Origin of the sequence: Pseudomonas sp. FSL R10-1339 (assembly GCF_009600545.1) — a bacterium.
Taxonomy (GTDB): Bacteria; Pseudomonadota; Gammaproteobacteria; order Pseudomonadales; family Pseudomonadaceae; genus Aquipseudomonas; species Aquipseudomonas bubulae.
Window position 1 is genome coordinate 17,819 of sequence record NZ_WIVQ01000027.1, and the last position, 19,002, is coordinate 36,820.

General features: G+C 59.1%; 20 protein-coding genes. 9 read left to right on the forward strand and 11 right to left on the reverse strand.

Annotated features, from left to right (window positions below):
- Positions 1 to 119 precede the first annotated feature (119 nt).
- The 4 genes from glnA (at position 120) to ntrC (ending at position 5,042) form a co-directional block, all read left to right on the forward strand.
- Entirely contained in the window at positions 120 to 1,526 is a 1,407-nt protein-coding gene (gene glnA / locus GHO03_RS10705) for a glutamate--ammonia ligase (protein WP_095000795.1), read from the forward strand.
- A gap of 174 nt (positions 1,527 to 1,700) precedes the next feature.
- Positions 1,701 to 2,117, forward strand: a complete 417-nt coding sequence (locus GHO03_RS10710; protein WP_095023767.1) for a cupin domain-containing protein — start codon at positions 1,701 to 1,703, stop codon at positions 2,115 to 2,117.
- Positions 2,118 to 2,526: 409 nt separating this feature from the next.
- Positions 2,527 to 3,612 (forward strand): nitrogen regulation protein NR(II), encoded by a 1,086-nt coding sequence (glnL, locus tag GHO03_RS10715; protein WP_095000793.1) that lies wholly within the window; start codon positions 2,527 to 2,529, stop codon positions 3,610 to 3,612.
- Positions 3,609 to 5,042: a nitrogen regulation protein NR(I) gene (ntrC, locus tag GHO03_RS10720; protein WP_088378458.1), complete on the forward strand. Its 1,434-nt coding sequence runs from the start codon at positions 3,609 to 3,611 to the stop codon at positions 5,040 to 5,042. Before glnL ends, ntrC begins: the two co-directional genes overlap by 4 nt.
- A gap of 453 nt (positions 5,043 to 5,495) precedes the next feature.
- Here ntrC and GHO03_RS10725 read toward each other — a convergent pair whose 3' ends face one another.
- Positions 5,496 to 5,933: a hypothetical protein gene (locus tag GHO03_RS10725; protein ID WP_095017754.1), complete on the reverse strand. Its 438-nt coding sequence runs from the start codon at positions 5,931 to 5,933 to the stop codon at positions 5,496 to 5,498.
- Between GHO03_RS10725 and trmL the strand changes: the two genes are divergently transcribed.
- A complete protein-coding gene (trmL, locus tag GHO03_RS10730; RefSeq protein ID WP_095000791.1) occupies positions 5,932 to 6,387 on the forward strand; it encodes a tRNA (uridine(34)/cytosine(34)/5-carboxymethylaminomethyluridine(34)-2'-O)-methyltransferase TrmL in 456 nt (151 codons plus the stop codon). The two genes, GHO03_RS10725 and trmL, sit on opposite strands and share 2 nt — an antisense overlap.
- Before the next feature lie 142 nt (positions 6,388 to 6,529).
- Here the strand turns inward: trmL and secB are convergent, their stop codons facing one another.
- The 3 genes from secB to GHO03_RS10745 are packed head-to-tail and all read right to left on the reverse strand — an operon-like array spanning position 6,530 to position 7,727.
- Positions 6,530 to 7,015: a protein-export chaperone SecB gene (secB, locus tag GHO03_RS10735; RefSeq protein WP_003438592.1), complete on the reverse strand. Its 486-nt coding sequence runs from the start codon at positions 7,013 to 7,015 to the stop codon at positions 6,530 to 6,532.
- 41 nt (positions 7,016 to 7,056) lie between these two features.
- On the reverse strand, positions 7,057 to 7,311 hold the full coding sequence (grxC, locus tag GHO03_RS10740) for a glutaredoxin 3 (RefSeq protein WP_095023766.1): 255 nt from the start codon (positions 7,309 to 7,311) through the stop codon (positions 7,057 to 7,059).
- 2 nt (positions 7,312 to 7,313) lie between these two features.
- Positions 7,314 to 7,727: a rhodanese-like domain-containing protein gene (locus tag GHO03_RS10745; protein ID WP_086799305.1), complete on the reverse strand. Its 414-nt coding sequence runs from the start codon at positions 7,725 to 7,727 to the stop codon at positions 7,314 to 7,316.
- A 148-nt stretch (positions 7,728 to 7,875) separates the two neighbouring features.
- Between GHO03_RS10745 and gpmI the strand changes: the two genes are divergently transcribed.
- The 4 genes from gpmI (at position 7,876) to GHO03_RS10765 (ending at position 13,029) form a co-directional block, all read left to right on the forward strand.
- A complete protein-coding gene (gene gpmI / locus GHO03_RS10750) occupies positions 7,876 to 9,411 on the forward strand; it encodes a 2,3-bisphosphoglycerate-independent phosphoglycerate mutase (RefSeq protein WP_095000789.1) in 1,536 nt (511 codons plus the stop codon).
- A 195-nt stretch (positions 9,412 to 9,606) separates the two neighbouring features.
- On the forward strand, positions 9,607 to 10,893 hold the full coding sequence (locus tag GHO03_RS10755) for a murein hydrolase activator EnvC (RefSeq protein ID WP_133143899.1): 1,287 nt from the start codon (positions 9,607 to 9,609) through the stop codon (positions 10,891 to 10,893).
- Positions 10,894 to 10,928: 35 nt separating this feature from the next.
- Positions 10,929 to 12,245 carry a S41 family peptidase gene (locus GHO03_RS10760; RefSeq protein WP_095000787.1) on the forward strand — a complete coding sequence of 439 codons (1,317 nt, stop codon included), beginning with the start codon at positions 10,929 to 10,931 and terminating at the stop codon, positions 12,243 to 12,245.
- A gap of 1 nt (position 12,246) precedes the next feature.
- Entirely contained in the window at positions 12,247 to 13,029 is a 783-nt protein-coding gene (locus GHO03_RS10765; protein ID WP_095017756.1) for a divergent polysaccharide deacetylase family protein, read from the forward strand.
- A 70-nt stretch (positions 13,030 to 13,099) separates the two neighbouring features.
- On the opposite strand, the gene GHO03_RS10770 is transcribed toward GHO03_RS10765, so the two are convergent.
- The 7 genes from GHO03_RS10770 to GHO03_RS10800 form a co-directional block, all read right to left on the reverse strand.
- Positions 13,100 to 13,855, reverse strand: coding sequence for an ABC transporter substrate-binding protein (locus tag GHO03_RS10770; RefSeq protein ID WP_095017757.1), 756 nt, complete (start codon positions 13,853 to 13,855; stop codon positions 13,100 to 13,102).
- 72 nt (positions 13,856 to 13,927) lie between these two features.
- Positions 13,928 to 14,698, reverse strand: coding sequence for an imidazole glycerol phosphate synthase subunit HisF (gene hisF, locus GHO03_RS10775; protein WP_048383956.1), 771 nt, complete (start codon positions 14,696 to 14,698; stop codon positions 13,928 to 13,930).
- A 10-nt stretch (positions 14,699 to 14,708) separates the two neighbouring features.
- On the reverse strand, positions 14,709 to 15,446 hold the full coding sequence (gene hisA, locus GHO03_RS10780; protein WP_088378464.1) for a 1-(5-phosphoribosyl)-5-[(5-phosphoribosylamino)methylideneamino]imidazole-4-carboxamide isomerase: 738 nt from the start codon (positions 15,444 to 15,446) through the stop codon (positions 14,709 to 14,711).
- A 39-nt stretch (positions 15,447 to 15,485) separates the two neighbouring features.
- The gene (locus GHO03_RS10785; protein ID WP_016783110.1) at positions 15,486 to 15,743 is read right to left on the reverse strand and encodes a DUF2164 domain-containing protein; all 258 of its coding nucleotides are present in this window, start codon (positions 15,741 to 15,743) and stop codon (positions 15,486 to 15,488) included.
- Entirely contained in the window at positions 15,743 to 16,381 is a 639-nt protein-coding gene (gene hisH / locus GHO03_RS10790; RefSeq protein WP_016783109.1) for an imidazole glycerol phosphate synthase subunit HisH, read from the reverse strand. The genes GHO03_RS10785 and hisH overlap by 1 nt, the downstream gene beginning before the upstream one ends.
- On the reverse strand, positions 16,381 to 16,974 hold the full coding sequence (hisB, locus tag GHO03_RS10795; protein ID WP_016783108.1) for an imidazoleglycerol-phosphate dehydratase HisB: 594 nt from the start codon (positions 16,972 to 16,974) through the stop codon (positions 16,381 to 16,383). The genes hisH and hisB overlap by 1 nt, the downstream gene beginning before the upstream one ends.
- A gap of 214 nt (positions 16,975 to 17,188) precedes the next feature.
- On the reverse strand, positions 17,189 to 18,850 hold the full coding sequence (locus GHO03_RS10800) for an OFA family MFS transporter (protein WP_095023763.1): 1,662 nt from the start codon (positions 18,848 to 18,850) through the stop codon (positions 17,189 to 17,191).
- Positions 18,851 to 19,002 lie beyond the last annotated feature (152 nt).

A 19,002-nucleotide genomic window follows, 5' to 3' on the forward strand; every position in this document is an offset into this window, starting at 1 on the left:
GCACTGGCATGCAATTTGCTCCCTTGTGAGGCAGGTTGCCTTGGCAGAGTATTCGCGCCGGCATCAACCACTTATTAAGGGCATTCCACTACCAGCCCTAAGCCACCCCGGAGGACACTATGTCGAAGTCGGTTCAACTCATCAAAGATCATGACGTCAAGTGGATTGATCTGCGCTTCACTGATACCAAAGGTACTCAGCACCACGTGACCATGCCGGCCCGTGATGCGCTGGATGAAAACTTCTTCACCGACGGCAAAATGTTCGACGGCTCCTCCATTGCTGGCTGGAAAGGCATCGAAGCGTCCGACATGATCCTGCTGCCAGACGACAGCACGGCTGTTCTGGACCCGTTCACCGAACAGCCTACGCTGATCCTGGTGTGCGACATCATCGAACCGTCGACCATGCAAGGCTATGACCGCGACCCACGCGCCATCGCTACCCGTGCCGAGGAATACCTGAAGTCCACCGGTATCGGCGACACCGTTTTCGTTGGCCCGGAGCCAGAGTTCTTCATCTTTGACCAGGTGAAGTTCAAGTCCGACATTTCCGGCTCCATGTTCAAGATCTACTCCGAACAGGGTTCGTGGATGTCCGACCAGGACGTGGAAGGCGGCAACAAAGGCCACCGTCCTGGCGTCAAAGGCGGTTATTTCCCGGTTCCGCCGTTCGACCATGACCACGAAATCCGTACCTCCATGTGCAACGCCATGGAAGAGATGGGCCTGGTTATCGAAGTTCACCACCACGAAGTGGCAACTGCTGGCCAGAACGAAATCGGCGTGCAGTTCAACACCCTGGTGAAAAAGGCTGACGAAGTTCAGACCCTGAAATACTGCGTACACAACGTGGCAGATGCCTACGGCCGTACCGCTACCTTCATGCCAAAGCCTCTGTACGGCGACAACGGCTCGGGTATGCACGTTCACATGTCCATCTCCAAAGATGGCAAGAACACCTTCGCAGGCGAAGGCTATGCCGGCCTGTCCGACACTGCCCTGTTCTTCATCGGCGGTATCATCAAGCACGGTAAGGCCCTGAACGGCTTCACCAACCCGGCTACCAACTCCTACAAGCGTCTGGTACCAGGCTTCGAAGCACCGGTAATGCTGGCCTACTCGGCTCGCAACCGTTCGGCTTCGATCCGTATTCCTTACGTGTCCAGCCCTAAAGCTCGCCGTATCGAAGCACGCTTCCCGGATCCGGCAGCCAACCCGTACCTGTGCTTCGCGGCACTGATGATGGCTGGTCTGGACGGTATCCAGAACAAGATCCACCCTGGCGACGCAGCGGACAAAAACCTGTATGACCTGCCGCCTGAAGAAGCCAAAGAGATCCCGCAAGTGTGCGGCAGCCTGAAAGAGGCCCTGGAGGAACTGGACAAAGGTCGCGCGTTCCTGACCAAAGGCGGCGTTTTCAGCGACGACTTCATCGACGCGTACATCGCCCTGAAAAGCGAAGAAGAAATCCAGGTTCGTACCTTCGTACACCCACTGGAATACGAGCTGTACTACAGCTGCTAATCCGGTGACGCCTGCGCAAGCGGCGTGATTTGAAAAAGCCTCCTTCGGGAGGCTTTTTTGTGGGCGCCGTCTTACACAAGCATCGGATCAGAGCTTCTGGATTCGTGCCTGCACCTGACAGCCACCCTGCTGAGTGACCGGTAGTTTGTCGCCACTCAACCAATGGAGACTGACATGCACCCCTTACTCGCCCTCAAAACCCTGCTGCTGGCATGCGCCTGCCTGCTCATGCTGGGCTGCAACAGTTCACCCACTGCAGTAACGGTCGAACAACTGCTCAAGACAGGCCAATCCTGGACAGGCACCCCTTACACCTGGCCGGACGGCAAGCCGGAATTCACCGTGGTCAAAATCACACTCCCGGCCAACACCGCACTGAAATGGCACACGCACCCCATGCCCAATATCGCCTACGTGGTCGCTGGTGAACTGCTGGTCGAAACCGAAGACGGCATGCACAAAACCACGCTCAAACCTGGCCAGGTACTGCCCGAGATGGTCAATACTTCCCATCGAGGCACCAGCGGCAAGGCCCCCGTAGAACTGATCGTGTTCTATGCAGGCACGCCCGGCATGCCGCTGTCCCATTAACCACGCAAGGCCCGTAGCAGGTACCGGAAGCTGCGTTCGAAACGCAAAACGGTGGTCACCTCAGAGTGGGCGCTGCCTGTGTCGCATCGCACACTCGGGGCTTGTGACCGGTGTGCGCTCGATCGCGGTACACAACCTCTGGCTGCACCCATAGCAAATATCCCGCGCACATTTTCAGGCAACTGAATCCATTCATCTAAATTGCACTATATTGGTGCGACTATAGTTTGATAGTGCACTTACCAGCCCAATTTGGTTCATAAACATTCGCATGCCGGGCTGCGGCGATATGCGCCCAGCTTGTAAACGCCTATTTCAGGGGAGCGACGCTTCTTTTCGGAGCCTTGGTTTGGTTTTTGCATTTTCCTTGCACCAGCGCTTCACCGCGCACGCAATCCGGGATCGGCCCATGACCATCAGTGACGCCCTGCACCGACTGTTACTCGACAACCTGACCACTGCCACGCTTTTACTCAATGCTGATTTGCGCCTTGAGTACATGAACCCGGCGGCAGAGATGCTGTTGGCGATCAGCGGTCAACGCAGTCACGGCCAGTTCATCAGCGAGCTCTTTACGGAGTCCACCGAGGCTCTGCACTCGCTGCGCCAGGCAGTTGAGCAAGCGCACCCGTTTACCAAACGCGAAGCCATGCTGACCTCGCTGACGGGCCAGAACCTGACGGTGGACTATGCCGTAACGCCCATCTTGAGCAATGGCGGCACCATGCTGTTGCTTGAGGTACACCCCCGCGACCGTCTGCTGCGCATCACCAAAGAAGAAGCCCAGCTGTCCAAGCAAGAAACCAGCAAGATGCTGGTGCGCGGCCTGGCCCACGAGATAAAGAACCCTCTGGGAGGCATTCGCGGTGCGGCCCAGCTGTTGGCCCGGCAATTGCCCGACGAAAACCTGCGCGACTACACCAACGTCATCATCGAAGAAGCAGATCGCCTGCGTAATCTGGTCGACCGGATGCTGGGTTCCAACAAACTGCCGTCGCTGGCCATGACCAACGTCCACGAAGTACTGGAGCGCGTGTGCAACCTGGTCGAGGCCGAGACCCAGGGCAGCATCACTTTGGTGCGTGACTATGACCCCAGCCTGCCTGACCTGCTGATCGACCGTGAACAGATGATCCAGGCAGTACTCAATATCGTGCGCAACGCCATGCAGGCCATCGGCAGCCAGAATGAGCTGCGCCTGGGCCGCATCAGCCTGCGCACCCGCGCCATGCGCCAGTTCACCATTGGCCACATACGCCACCGGCTGGTGACAAAAATCGAAATTATCGACAACGGCCCGGGCATACCGTTCGAGCTGCAAGACACCCTGTTTTTCCCGATGGTCAGCGGCCGCCCGGACGGTACCGGGCTTGGCCTGGCCATCACGCAAAACATCATCAGTCAGCACCAGGGGTTGATCGAGTGTGAAAGCCACCCCGGCCACACACTCTTCTCGATCTTTCTACCACTGGAACAAGGAGCCGCATCGACATGAGCCGAAGTGAAACCGTGTGGATCGTCGACGACGACCGTTCAATCCGCTGGGTACTGGAAAAAGCCTTGCAACAGGAAGGCATGACCACACAAAGTTTCGACAGTGCCGATGGGGTCATGAGCCGACTGGCTCGCCAACAGCCTGACGTGATCATTTCCGATATCCGCATGCCCGGCTCCAGCGGTCTGGACCTGCTCGCCAAAATCCGCGAACAGCACCCGCGCCTGCCGGTCATCATCATGACCGCTCATTCCGATCTGGACAGCGCGGTAGCGTCCTATCAGGGCGGCGCATTCGAATACCTGCCCAAGCCGTTTGATGTCGATGACGCCGTGTCTCTGGTCAAGCGCGCCAACCAGCACGCCCAGGAGCAGCAAGGCCTGGCCGTAGCGCCGACGCTGGCCCCGACGCCGGAAATCATCGGCGAAGCCCCGGCGATGCAAGAGGTGTTTCGTGCCATTGGCCGCCTGAGCCACTCCAACATCACGGTGCTGATCAACGGTGAATCAGGTACCGGCAAAGAGCTGGTGGCCCACGCCCTGCACCGCCACAGCCCGCGGGCCGCGTCGCCATTTATCGCATTGAACATGGCTGCGATCCCCAAGGACCTCATGGAATCCGAGCTATTCGGCCATGAAAAAGGCGCTTTCACTGGCGCTGCAAACCTGCGCCGGGGCCGTTTTGAGCAGGCCGATGGCGGCACCCTGTTCCTCGATGAGATCGGCGACATGCCGGCGGACACCCAAACCCGGTTGCTGCGGGTACTGGCCGATGGCGAGTTCTATCGGGTTGGCGGGCACACGCCGGTCAAGGTCGATGTTCGCATCATCGCAGCCACACACCAGAACCTTGAAACCCTGGTGCAGGCCGGCAAGTTCCGTGAAGACCTGTTCCACCGTCTGAACGTGATCCGCATCCATATCCCGCGCCTGTCAGACCGCCGTGAAGATATCCCGACCCTGGCCCGGCACTTTCTCAGCAGCGCCGCGCAAGAACTGTCCGTAGAGCCAAAACTGCTCAAGGCCGAGACCGAGCAGTACCTGAAAAACCTGCCCTGGCCAGGCAACGTGCGCCAGCTGGAGAACACCTGCCGCTGGATCACGGTGATGGCTTCGGGTCGCGAAGTGCATATCGGCGACCTGCCTCCCGAGTTGCTCAACCTGCAACAGGACGCCTCCCCTGTCACCAACTGGGAGCAGGCACTGCGCCAGTGGGCTGACCAGGCGCTGGGGCGTGGCCAGTCCAACCTGCTCGACAGTGCAGTGCCGACCTTTGAGCGGATCATGATCGAGACGGCGCTCAAGCACACCGCAGGCCGCCGTCGCGACGCTGCCGTGCTGTTGGGCTGGGGCCGCAATACCTTGACCCGCAAGATCAAGGAACTGGGCATGAAGATCGATGGCGACGAGGATGAGGGCGACGAGGCTTGAAGCCGTTCAAAAGCGCCCTCACCCCAATCCTCTCCCGTAGGGAGAGGGAGCTGATGGGTGGTGTTTCATAAATCTGCTTTTGCCTTTAGTCCCCTTTCCCTGCGGAAGAGGGTTAGGGGCTCTTGATCTGACCGCACCACCCTCAAGCAACCCGCCCCAATATCGTGCACAGCTCTAGCTCAAGGGTTTGCGCCAAACCCGGGAACAAAATCAGCCCCCAAACAAAAGCCCCGGATTCCGGGGCTTTTGCGTACTCAAGGGGCAATTTTTACAAAAAATCAAAAACTGGCACGCGCCCTGCAATACCTATTACACGCAACACCGCTTTAGGGGACCTTGATACAGGCAGGTCAAGACTCCCCACTTTTACACCGCAGCCTTGATGCCTTTTGCATCAACGCGCACAGCGCTTTTGGGGAACCCGGTACAGGCAGGCTGGAATTCCCTCTTTTATTACTCTCGCAGGTTCACCTGCAACCGCCAGCGTCCATCTTGCGACGCCCCGGCCCAGTCGCCCTTCAAGGCACGGGCCGCCACCAGGGTCAGCAGCAACCCGCCATCCGTATCACGCACCCGCCAGTTCACGCTCTTGCCGTTAAACGTCAACTGGCCGCTCTGCACCTTGCCCCTGGCATCAAACAGCAACCCCAGCGTGCCGTCGACCAGCTCACCATGCAGCTTGGGCTCGGCGCTGAACCACACCACCAGGCCGCCGGGCAGCACGTCCACCTGCTGCAGCTCTACAGGGGTTGGCGCGGTCAATCGACCGATCATCATCCCCACCATCACACCGACTATCGCCAAAGAACCTAAAACCCGTGGCCATAGTTTCGGTCGCGGGTCCTCTTCAAGCGTAGAATGCTGTCCATCTTTAAGTTCGGAGCCGTGCATGTTTCACGTCATCCTTTTTCAACCAGAAATTCCGCCGAATACCGGCAACATTATCAGGCTGTGCGCCAACAGCGGCTGCCACCTGCATTTGATCGAGCCTATCGGTTTTGAGCTGGACGACAAGCGCTTGCGCCGTGCCGGGCTCGATTACCACGAGTATGCGCCGCTCAAGCGTCATGCCGACCTGGCCAGTTGCCTGGAAAGCCTGGGCCATCCGCGCCTGTTCGCCTTTACCACCAAAGGCTCCAGGCCGTTTCACGACGTGCAGTTTGCCGAGGGCGATGCTTTTCTCTTCGGCCCTGAAAGCCGTGGCCTGCCGCCCGAAGTGCTCGACAGCCTGGACGGCGAGCACCGCCTGCGCCTGCCTATGCGCGAAGGCTGCCGCAGCCTGAATCTGTCTAACACCGTAGCGGTCGCCGTGTATGAGGCCTGGCGCCAGCTAGGCTTCAAGTAAACACACACCCTGTGGGAGCGGGCTTGCCCGCGATGAAAGCTACGCGATGTACCTGTTGCACCGCAGCGATTCAATCGCGAGCAAGCCCGCTCCCACACACAAAAAAAGCGCCCTCAGGCGCTTTTTTTTGGCAATCGGCTGTTTATTGAACAGTCGGGCTGCCTTCTTCCTGCATGCGCTGCAGTTCTTGCGCGTACAGGGCATCGAAGTTCACCGGAGCCAGCATCAACGCAGGGAACGAGCCACGTGTCACCAGGCTGTCCAGGGTTTCGCGGGCATACGGGAACAGGATGTTCGGGCAGAACGCGCCCAGAGTGTGGTTCATCGACGCTGGATCAAGGTTTTTGATCAGGAAGATGCCAGCCTGTTGCACTTCAGCAATAAAAGCCACTTCGTCGCCGTTTTTAACGGTAACCGACAGGGTCAGAACCACTTCGTGGAAGTCGCCTTCCAGCGGCTTTTGACGGGTGTTCAGATCCAGGCCAACGCTCGGCTCCCACTGCTGACGGAAGATCGCCGGGCTTTTTGGCGCTTCGAACGACAGGTCACGCACGTAGATGCGCTGCAGGGAGAATTGTGGTGCGGTGTCTTCATCGCTAACAGCGGCGGTGTTCTGTTGGTCAGTCATCACAGATCCTTGTTGATCTTGGGGCTTATAGAGAATGAGAGTCAGACGTTCAGCAGCGCATCCAATTTACCTGCGCGCTCCAGAGCAAACAGGTCATCGCATCCGCCAACATGCTTGTTGCCAATCCAGATTTGCGGAACCGACGTGCGGCCTGCCTTCTGAGCCATCTCGGCACGTACCTGTGGCTTGCCGTCGACTTTGATCTCTTCGAAGGCAATACCCTTGTTCTCAAGCAGAGCCTTGGCACGCATGCAATAAGGGCAATAGTCGCTGGAGTAAACGATGACCTTGGACATAGTTACTTCACCACTGGCAGGTTGTCAGCGCGCCAGCTGGAAATGCCGCCAGACAGCTTGGCAGCATTGTAACCAGCCTTGAGCAGCTCACGGGCATGGCCGCCCGAGTGCTGGCCGGCAGCGTCGACCAGAATGATGGTCTTGCCCTTGTGCTTGTCCAGCTCGGCAATGCGCGCCATCAGTTTGTCTTGCGGGATATTAATAGCACCCACGATGTGGCCGGCGGCAAAATCCTTGGCCGGGCGAATATCAATCACCACACCTTCGTCGCGATTGACCAGGCCGGTCAGTTCGCCCGTGCTGATGCTGCGCCCGCCACGGCTCATCTCGTGGGCGATCAACAGCGCCAGCAGGATGACAAACGCGCCTACAAGCAGGTAGTGGGAAGTCGCAAATGCAATCAGGTGCTCAACCATCAGAAGGTTCCAGGGTCGTAAAATGTGGGCCAGTATACACAGCCACCTTGGTCGGCCAAACCCCGCCCGGCGGTGACGCCACATGAACTTCGCTTTAAACTGCGCGTCCTCTGTATACCTTCTTATAAACCAGCCACGAGTGGGATCTATGACTACCACGCCTAAACCTTTGGTCCTGATCATCCTGGATGGCTTCGGTCACAGTGAAAGTCACGAATACAACGCCGTTTATTCGGCCAAGAAACCGGTGCTGGATCGTCTTTGCGCGAGCATGCCGAACGGCCTGATCTCGGGTTCGGGCATGGATGTCGGGCTGCCTGACGGCCAGATGGGCAACTCCGAGGTCGGCCACATGAACCTGGGCGCCGGCCGCGTGGTGTATCAGGATTTCACCCGTGTCACCAAATCCATCCGCGATGGCGAGTTCTTTGAAAACCCGACCATTTGCGCCGCGGTCGACAAGGCCGTGGCTGCAGGCAAGGCCGTGCACATCCTGGGCCTGCTGTCCGATGGTGGTGTTCACAGCCATCAGGACCACCTGATCGCAATGGCCGAGCTGGCATTCAAGCGCGGCGCAGAAAAAATCTACCTGCACGCCTTCCTTGATGGCCGCGACACCCCGCCAAAAAGTGCCTCATCTTCCATTGAACTGCTGGACGAAGCGTTCAAGGACCTGGGCAAAGGCCGTATCGCCAGCCTGATCGGCCGTTACTTCGCCATGGACCGTGACAATCGCTGGGACCGCGTAGAGCAGGCCTACAACCTGATCGTCGACGGCAAGGGCGAGTTCAACGCCGCTACCGCCCAGGAAGGCCTGGAAGCTGCCTACGCACGTGGCGAAAGCGACGAATTCGTCAAAGCCACGACCATCGGCGAGCCGGTGACAGTGGAAGACGGCGACGCCGTGGTCTTTATGAACTTCCGCGCCGACCGCGCCCGCGAGCTGACCCGCGTATTCGTTGAAGATGATTTCAACGCCTTCGCCCGCGCCCGCCAGCCAAAACTGGCCGGTTTCGTGATGCTGACCCAATACGCTGCCAGTATCCCGGCACCCAGCGCATTCGCGCCCGGCAGCCTGGAAAACGTACTGGGCGATTACCTGGCCAAAAACGGCAAAACCCAGTTGCGCATTGCAGAAACCGAGAAGTATGCCCATGTGACCTTCTTCTTCTCGGGCGGCCGTGAAGAGCCGTTCCCGGGTGAAGAGCGCATTCTGGTGCCGTCGCCCAAAGTCGCCACCTACGACCTGCAACCGGAAATGAGCGCCCCCGAAGTCACCGACCATATCGTCGATGCCATCGAAAACCAGCGTTATGACGTGATCGTGGTCAACTACGCCAATGGCGATATGGTTGGCCACAGCGGCGTATTCGACGCAGCCGTCAAGGCAGTTGAATGCCTGGATGCCTGCGTGGGCCGTATCGTGGAAGCACTGGACAAGGTCGGCGGCGAAGCCCTGATCACCGCTGACCACGGCAACGTGGAGCAGATGGAAGACGAGTCCACAGGCCAGGCGCATACCGCCCACACCTGTGAGCCCGTGCCGTTTATATATGTAGGAAAGCGCTCGCTCAAAGTTCGCGAAGGCGGCGTGCTGGCCGACGTGGCACCCACCATGCTCAAACTGCTGGGGCTGCCACAGCCGCAAGAGATGACCGGCAAATCGATTCTGGTCGACGCTTAAAACAACGCAATGCCTGTGGGAGCGGGCTTGCTCGCGATACCGGCGACGCGGTGCATCAGGCATTGCGTGGTGATGCTATCGCGAGCAAGCCCGCTCCCACAGGATCAACGGCTACAATTTCACCTTCATCCATTTCTTATAGGTGACGAGGGCGGGCATACTAGGCCGTCCCGTTCCCCAGGTGTCGCCCGCCCCATGCTTCGCGCCCTTATAGCCTTGACCCTCGCATGCATGCTCCAACCGGCGTTTGCCGACGAGCGCGCGCAAACCCAACAGCAGCTGGATGCCACGCGCCAGGATATCAGCGAGCTGAAAAAGCTCCTGGGCAAGCTGCAGGAAGAAAAGTCCGGCGTGCAGAAAGACCTGCGCGGTACCGAAACCGAAATCGGCAAGCTGGAGAGGCAGGTTGAAACCCTGCAACAAGAACTAAAAAAGAGTGAAGGCGAGCTGCTGCGCTTAGATAGCGAGAAAAAAAAACTCCACAGCGCAAAACTTGAACAGCAACGTCTGATCGCCATTCAGGCCCGCGCCGCCTATCAGGGTGGGCGTCAGGAATACTTGAAGATGCTGCTCAACCAGCAAAACCCCGAGAAGTTCGCCCGAACCCTCACTTATTACGACTACTTGAGCGAAGCCCGTCTGGCCCAGCTCAAAGGCTTCAACGAGACACTGCGCCAACTGGCCAATGTCGAGGCCGATATCAACTTGCAGCAAGCGCAACTGCTGACCCAGAAAAGCAGCCTGGACACCCAGCGCGCCGAGCTCGACAAGGTGCGTGCAGAGCGCCAGCAAGTGCTGGCCAAGCTCAATACCGACGTAAAGGACCGCGACCAGAAGTTGCAGGCCCGCGAGCAGGATCAGGCCGATCTGGCTAAAGTCCTCAAGACCATCGAAGAAACCCTCGCCCGCCAGGCCCGCGAAGCCGAGCAGGCGCGGCAAAAAGCCCTGATTGCGCAGCAGGAAGCCGAGAAAAAACGCCAGCGCGAGGCTGCATCGGTCGTTACCGATGCCCCGCGAAAACCGGTGCAATCCACACCGGGGCCATTGGTCTCCAGCGCAGGTGCGTCTTACGGCGGTGCTTTTTCTCAAGCCCGGGGCAAACTTCCATGGCCAGTTGATGGTCGACTGCTTGCACGTTTCGGTGAAACCCGTGGCGACGACTCGCGCACCAAGTGGGACGGCGTGATGATCAGCGCCGGTGCCGGCACCCAGGTACACGCCGTACACGGCGGGCGCGTGGTGTTTGCCGACTGGCTGCGCGGCGCTGGCCAACTGGTGATTCTGGACCACGGTAATGGTTTCTTAAGCTTGTATGGCCACAATCAGACGTTGCTCAAGTCTGCCGGCGACGTTGTAAAAGCCGGCGAGGTAATTTCCACCGTGGGCAACAGCGGTGGGCAGGCCACGCCAGCACTGTATTTTGCTATTCGTCAGCAGGGACGCCCAAGCGACCCTGCACAATGGTGTCGCACTCAGGGATGAGTCCATCACCTTTAATACGTAGGAGTTCGCTCAACATGCCGCATTTGTCCCGCCTCAACTCGCTGGCCCTGACGATCGCTCTGCTGATCGGCTCGCCATTGGCATTTGCTGCCGAACCGAGCATTCCGCCAGCCGGGGCTGCTACCAGCGCCAAGGCACCGCTGCCTCTGGAAGAGCTGCGCACATTTGCCGAGGTCATGGATCGGATCAAGGCCGCCTATGTTGAGCCGGTAGACGACAAAACCCTGCTGGAGAATGCCATCAAGGGCATGCTCAGCAACCTCGACCCGCATTCTGCCTATCTGGGGCCGGAAGATTTCGCCGAGCTGCAGGAAAGCACCAGCGGCGAATTTGGCGGGTTGGGCATTGAAGTCGGCACTGAAGACGGCAACATCAAGATCGTCTCGCCGATCGACGACACCCCTGCCAGCAAAGCCGGCATCCAGGCCGGTGACTTAATCGTCAAGATCAATGGTCAGCCCACCCGTGGCCTGAGCATGACCGAGGCCGTAGACAAAATGCGCGGCAAGATCGGTCAGAAAATCACCCTGACCCTGGTACGCAACGGTGGCGCACCGTTTGACGTAACCCTGACCCGGGCCAATATCCAGGTCAAGAGCGTCAAGGCCCAGCTGCTTGAAGACGGCTACGGCTACATCCGCATAACCCAGTTCCAGGTCAAGACTGGCGAAGAAGTGGCCGCTGCGCTGTCCAAACTGCGCAGGGAAAACGGCAACAAACGCCTCAAGGGCATCATCCTTGACCTGCGCAACAACCCGGGCGGCGTGCTGCAGTCGGCAGTTGAAGTGGTAGACCATTTCATCACCAAAGGTCTGATCGTCTACACCAAGGGCCGTATCGCCAACTCTGAGCTGCGTTTCTCGGCTACCGGCAAGGATCTGAGCGAAGGCGTGCCATTGGTGGTACTGATCAACGGCGGCAGCGCCTCGGCGTCAGAGATCGTCGCCGGTGCCTTGCAGGATCAGAAGCGTGGTGTGGTGATGGGCACCACCAGCTTCGGCAAAGGCTCGGTGCAAACCGTACTGCCGTTGAACAATGACCGCGCGCTGAAGATCACCACGGCGCTGTACTTCACTCCGAACGGGCGCTCGATCCAGGCCCAGGGCATTGTTCCGGACATCGAAGTCAGCCGCGCCAGGATCACCCGCGAGCAAGACACCGAGTACTACAAAGAGGCCGACCTGCAAGGTCACCTCGGCAATGGTAACGGCGGTGCCGACAAGCCGACCGGCTCCGGCCCCAAAGCCAAGCCGATGCCTCAGGACGATGACTTCCAGCTGAGCCAGGCCCTGAGCCTGCTTAAAGGCTTGAGCATCACACGCGGCAACTGAGGTGCGTCTTTCCCTGGCCCTCACCCTGCTCTGCTGCCTGACCGGTACCGCCCACGCGGCACCGGTCAGCGCGCCCGCCACACCGCACAAGGCTTACCTGAGCCTGATTATCGATGACCTTGGGCAAAACCTGCCCCGGGACCGCCGCGTGCTGGCGCTGCCCGGCCCGGTCACCACCGCCGTGATGCCCGACACCCCCCATGCTGCCGAATTTGCCCGCGAAGCCCACAAGGCCGGCAAGATCGTCATTTTGCACATGCCAATGGACCCGGCCACCGGGCCCTTTGCCTGGCACCCGGACCTGCCTGTCGACGAACTTGAAAAGCGCCTCAACGCCGCGTTCAAGGCAGTGCCCTACACCAGCGGTATCAACAACCACATGGGCAGCCGCATGACCTCCCAGCCACAAGCGATGGCCTGGCTGATGGGCAACTTGCAGCAACGTCACAAATTCTTTGTCGACAGCCGCACCAGCGCGCAGACGGTCGCGGCGGCCGAGGCGCAAAAAATCGGCCTGGCCAGTGTTTCGCGGGATGTGTTTCTCGATGACGTACGTACCGAGCAGGCGATCACCACACAACTGCATACCGCGATCAATCTGGCGCGCAAGCAAGGTTCGGCGGTGATGATCGGCCATCCCTACCCGCAAACCCTCGCCGTGCTTGAACGGGAGCTGCCCAAGCTCAAGGCCCAGGGCATTGACTGGATCGATATCAGGCAAATGATCGGCGTGCGCAGCAACAAGGCGATGGCCGGGCATGGGAAGGATGGGGTTTATCGCTGAGACCCGTGCCATTTGTAGCCGCTGAGGAGCGCAGCCTTCGTTCCTCGTCAGCGGTTACACGCTCTGTGTGTTACAGGTACTTTGCGCGGATTTTCTCATCCACGCCTTCTGCCTTTAACTCATCCAGCGCCTTCTGCAACTTGCTCACCACCTCGTCCGGCACGTCTTTGTTCAGCGCCAAAAACAGCTCGGCCTGATTGAAACGCAACACCGTCTTGAACCCTGAAATCCCTACCTGACGCGCCAAAAATTGGCCAGCTGGAGCACCTGTGGCCCACAAGTCGATTTGCCCGGCCTGCAACTTGCGGGCGTTGTCCTGATCGCGCAGCACAATCACCGGCGCCAGCCCCTGCTTCTCTAGGGACAAGGCAATGGCGTCGCCCTTGTAAGCGCCCACCCGATACTGGCGGGCCTGTTCGAGGGACGTCAGGGTAATCGGGCTATCCCCTCGGGCCAGCAACACCCAGTCATCAGGACCAATAGGGCCGACCCACTTGAACAGCTTTTCACGCTCGGGCACGCGGGCGGTGACAAACACACCGTATCCGGGTTTTTCGAGGGCAAGGTGGTAGATACGCTCCCAAGGGAAACGCAGGGTCATGCTGTAGGGGATGCCGGCACGTTTGAAGGCTTCACGCAGGATATCGACGGCGATACCTTCAATATTATCGTTCTGCGCAAAATTCTTGCCGTTTTTGGCCATGTTGTACGGCGGGAAGTTTTCAGTCAGTAACACGATCGATGAGTTCGACGTATCAGCCGCAAAAGCGGTACTCGCCAGCCACATGGTGGAACTGACGAGAATAGGCACAAAGCGTTTAAACATGACAGGCGACCTGAATCCATGGCGTGCTCAAGAGTGCCGTGGGCACGCCATGCTGTCCAGTAGCCTTTGGCCTTAGCGAACCACGATTCCGCGCTCTGCCATGTACGCCTTGGCCTCTGGCACCGTGTATTCACCAAAGTGGAAAATACTCGCCGCCAGCACTGCACTGGCGTGACCTTCCAGAATGCCGTCAGCCAGATGCTGGAGGTTACCGACACCGCCCGAGGCAATCACCGGAATGCCCAGTGCATCACTGATTGCGCGGGTAACACCCAGATCGAAGCCATTTTTCATGCCGTCCTGATCCATGCTGGTCAACAGGATTTCGCCGGCGCCCAGGCCTTCCATCTTCATGGCCCACTCGACCGCGTCGAGCCCGGTTGGCTTGCGCCCGCCGTGGGTGAAAATTTCCCAGCGCGGGGTTTCGCCCGGCAAGGAGACTTTCTTGGCATCAATGGCGACCACAATGCACTGCGAGCCAAAATGTTGCGCCGCTTCGCCCACAAACTCCGGGTTAAACACCGCTGCGGTATTGATCGAGACTTTGTCGGCACCGGCATTGAGCAGGTTGCGTATGTCCTGGATGCAGCGCACCCCGCCACCTACGGTCAACGGGATAAACACCTGACTGGCCATGCGTTCGACTGTATGCAGCGTGGTGTCGCGCCCATCGACGCTGGCAGTGATATCGAGAAAGGTAATCTCGTCAGCACCCTGCTCATCGTAACGACGGGCGATCTCTACCGGGTCGCCGGCATCGCGAATGTTCTCGAACTTGACGCCCTTTACGACCCGGCCGTTATCCACGTCCAGGCAAGGGATGATGCGTTTGGCCAGCGCCATGGGTCTCTCCTCAGGCCTTGTAGCTGTCGCAGAAGGCTTGCGCCTCGGCCACATCCAGCGTGCCTTCATAGATGGCGCGACCGGTAATGGCGCCCACGATGCCCGGCGCCTTGGCGTCCATCAGGGCCTTGATGTCACCCAGGTTGTGGATGCCGCCCGAAGCGATCACCGGGATGCTGGTGGCAGCGGCCAATGCGGCGGTGTAGCTCACGTTGCAGCCCTGCATCATGCCGTCCTTGGCAATGTCGGTATAAACGATGGCCGACACGCCGTCTGCTTCAAATCGTTTGGCCAGGTCGATGACCTGCACGGTGCTCACTTCAGCCCAGCCGTCAGTGGCCACAAAGCCGTCTTTTGCATCCATGCCGACAATGATCTTGCCCGGGAACGCGCGGCAGGCCTCGGCCACGAACTCAGGGTTTTTCACTGCCTTGGTGCCCAGGATCACATAGCTCACGCCCGCTTTGACGTAATGCTCGATGGTTTCCAGGGAGCGAATCCCGCCACCGATCTGGATCGGCAGGTGCGGGTACAGCTTGGCAATGGCAGTGACCACTTCGCCGTTGACCGGCTGGCCTTCAAAGGCGCCGTTGAGGTCGACCAGGTGCAGACGGCGGCAACCGCCCTCTACCCATTTGGCAGCCATGCTCACCGGGTCATCGGAAAATACCGTGGAGTCTTCCATGCGGCCCTGGCGCAGACGTACACAGGCACCGTCTTTAAGATCGATAGCGGGAATAATCAGCATGTGGCAAACCTTCAAATTCGGGAGTCTGAGACTCGGAAATCAGTTCTTCTCGAGCGCCCACAGGTCGCTTTCGATGCTCTCGAACCTCTCTTTGAGGTGCGCCTGCACATCGAAAATCGCCCGATTGTAGTAATGCGGGGCGATTTCGCGGGTGAACAGCTCAAGGATTTCAGCCGCCTCGAACGAACCCAGGTCCAGTTCGAAGCGGTCTTCCATAAAGCGTTTGATCTTGCTGTTGGCTTCGCTCTCTTGCTCAGGGGTGAGCGTGAGAATCGGCGGCTTTTTGCGCGGCGCCATTACCAGCGGCCATCCCAGGCCGCAAAGTTTTCCAGCAGCTGCAAGCCGTGGGTATGGCTTTTTTCCGGGTGGAACTGCACCGCGAAGCGCGAGCCCTCGGCCAGCGCTGCGGCGAAATCAACACCGTAATGCCCGCCACCGACTACCTGGCGAGGATTGCCCGCCGCAATGTAGTAGCTGTGTACAAAGTAGAAACGCGCCAGGTCGGGGATGCCGTGCCACAGCGGGTGATCCACTTTTTGCTGCACTTCGTTCCAGCCCATGTGCGGCACCTTGAGATGCTCGCCGTCTTCGTGCAGGTCCTTGCCGAAGAACTTCACGGCGCCCGGGAACAGGCCGATGCAATCAACACCGCCGTTCTCTTCGCTGCTGTCGAGCAAGGCTTGCATGCCGACACAAATACCGAGAAACGGACGATCCTGACTGACTTCACGCACCAGCGAGTCAAAACCCAGGCGACGGATTTCGGCCATGCAATCGCGGATCGCACCCACACCAGGGAACACTACGCGGTCGGCTTCGCGAATCACGCTGGCATCGCTGGTAATCAGCACCCGACCGGCGCCAACGTGCTCCAGCGCCTTGGCCACCGAGTGCAGGTTACCCATGCCGTAATCGATTACCGCCACTGTCTGCATCAGAGCACGCCCTTGGTAGAAGGCATTTGCCCGGCCATCCGCTCATCCAGTGCAACGGCCATGCGCAGCGCGCGGCCGAAAGCCTTGAACACGGTTTCGATCTGGTGGTGGGTGTTGGTGCCGCGCAGGTTGTCGATGTGCAGGCTGACATTGGCGTGGTTCACGAAGCCCTGGAAGAACTCCTGAAACAGGTCAACATCGAAGCCGCCGACGGTGGCGCGGGTGTAGGGAACATGCATTTGCAGACCAGGACGACCGGAAAAGTCGATGACTACACGGGACAGCGCTTCGTCCAGCGGGACGTAAGCGTGACCGTAGCGGGTCATGCCTTTTTTATCGCCGACTGCTTCGCTGAAGGCTTTACCCAGGGTAATGCCGACATCCTCGACGGTATGGTGATCGTCGATATGCAGGTCGCCTTTGCACTCGATGTCCAGGTCGATCAACCCATGTCGGGCGATCTGGTCGAGCATGTGCTCAAGAAAAGGAACACCGATATCGAATCGGGCCTTACCGGTACCATCCAAGTTGATCGAGGCTTTAATCTGGGTTTCCAGAGTATCGCGCTCGACTGACGCCTTACGTTCGGCCATCACCAGCTCCGCAAAATCATTGGGCGAAAAAGGTGGCCATTATAGGCACGGGTCAGGCAAACAGAAACATTAAGGGTGCGGTGGCTGACGTAATGCGCGTTGACGCACAGGCCGCGCCGCCTGAATCGCGAGCAAGCCCGCTCCCACAGAGACGCAATCCGTCTGTGGGAGCGGGCTTGCTCGCGATGGCGTCAGCGCTGACTCAACACGTCAATCAGTGAAACAACACCGCCGTCTTCTGCACCGTTACCCACACGCCCCACAACAAGGGGATGCCCACGGCCAGCCAGGCTGCAATCACCAATGGCTGACTGCCCGGTGCGGCTTTCCACTCCAGCGACGTACTGGCGTCCGCGCCCTTGTCGTGCCCCAGCGCCTGTTCGGCGGCCAGCTCGGCGTCGGTCATGAAGTATTTGTCGGCCACCGGGCGTACCAGCAGGTTGCAGATAAAGCCCAACACCAGCAGACCGGCGAGGATGTACAAGGTGATGTCATACGCCGCCGCACGCTCCACACCGATGCTCAACTGATACTCGCGCAGGTAGTTGACCAGCACCGGCCCCAGCACACCCGCCGCCGCCCAGGCGGTCAGCAGGCGACCGTGGATCGCGCCGACCATCTGCGTACCGAACAGATCGGCCAGATACGCTGGCACTGTGGCAAACCCGCCGCCGTACATCGACAGAATGATGCAGAACGCCGCCACGAACAGCGATACGTTGCCCAGATGGCCCAGGTTCGGAATCATCGCGTACAGCGCAAAACCCAGGGCGAAGAACACAAAGTAGGTGTTTTTGCGGCCCAGGTAATCCGAGAACGACGCCCAGAAAAACCGCCCGCCAATATTGAACAGACTCAGCAAACCGGTGAACCCTGCTGCAATCGCGGCGATCTGCGCCAGCTGCGCTGCATCCAGCTGGCTGAAGGTCAGATCATTGCCCAGCAACTTGCCCGCGAAGACTTCCTGCAGCAATGGCGAGGCCATGCCCAGAATGCCGATACCGGCCGATACGTTAAGGCATAGAACCAGCCATACCAGCGCAAATTGCGGAGTTTTCCACGCCACACTTACGTGTACATGGCGCTGGGTGATCATCGCGTTGGCCGCTTTTTTTGCCGGCGCCTTCCAGCCCTCAGGCTTCCAGCCGGTCGGTGGTACGCGATAAGACAACGCGCCGCCGATCATGAACACGAAGTAAATCGCCGCCATTGCGACAAAGCTCTGCCACACGCCCACACCGTCCGGCCCGGCAAAATGGTTCATCAATGCGGCAGCCAACGGTGCGCCCACCATTGCCCCGCCACCAAAGCCCATGATCGCCATGCCCGTAGCCATGCCACGCTTGTCCGGGAACCACTTGATCAGTGTCGACACCGGCGAGATATAACCCAGCCCCAGGCCGATACCGCCGATAACCCCAGAACCCAGCCACATCAGCCAGATCTGATGGGTATAAATACCCAATGCAGAAATCAGCAAACCGCCGCACCAGCACAAAGCCGACACCACACCGGCCTTGCGTGGCCCGGCATGCTCAAGCCAGCCGCCCCATACCGCGGCCGAGCAACCGAGGAAGATAAAGAACAGGGTGTAGATCCAGCCGAGCATCGAAATCGGCCAGTCGCATTGCGACGAAAACACTTGCGCGATAAAGCTCATGTCTGGCGCACAAGCCACAGGTGCAGTCACGCCCAGGGCTTTGGACAACGGCAGCCAGAACACCGAAAAGCCATAGGCCATGCCGATGCACAGATGGATGGCCAGAGCAGCTGGCGGCACCAGCCAGCGGTTGAAGCCGGGTTTGGCGATGATGCGCTCCTTGGACAGGAACGCAGGCGGCGAAGCAGAACTGCCCGCAGCAATGCTGATACTCATAGGTGTTTCCCCCAGGTAATGAAGTTATTTCCCCGGCACGCTCGCTCCCTGACTTTGGCGCTCTGTGGCACACAGTCGTTTTTATTGGATCGAGACGCGGCAATGTGCCGCAGAAGGCCCGAAAAACAAGCAAAGATTACCATTTGATCGCC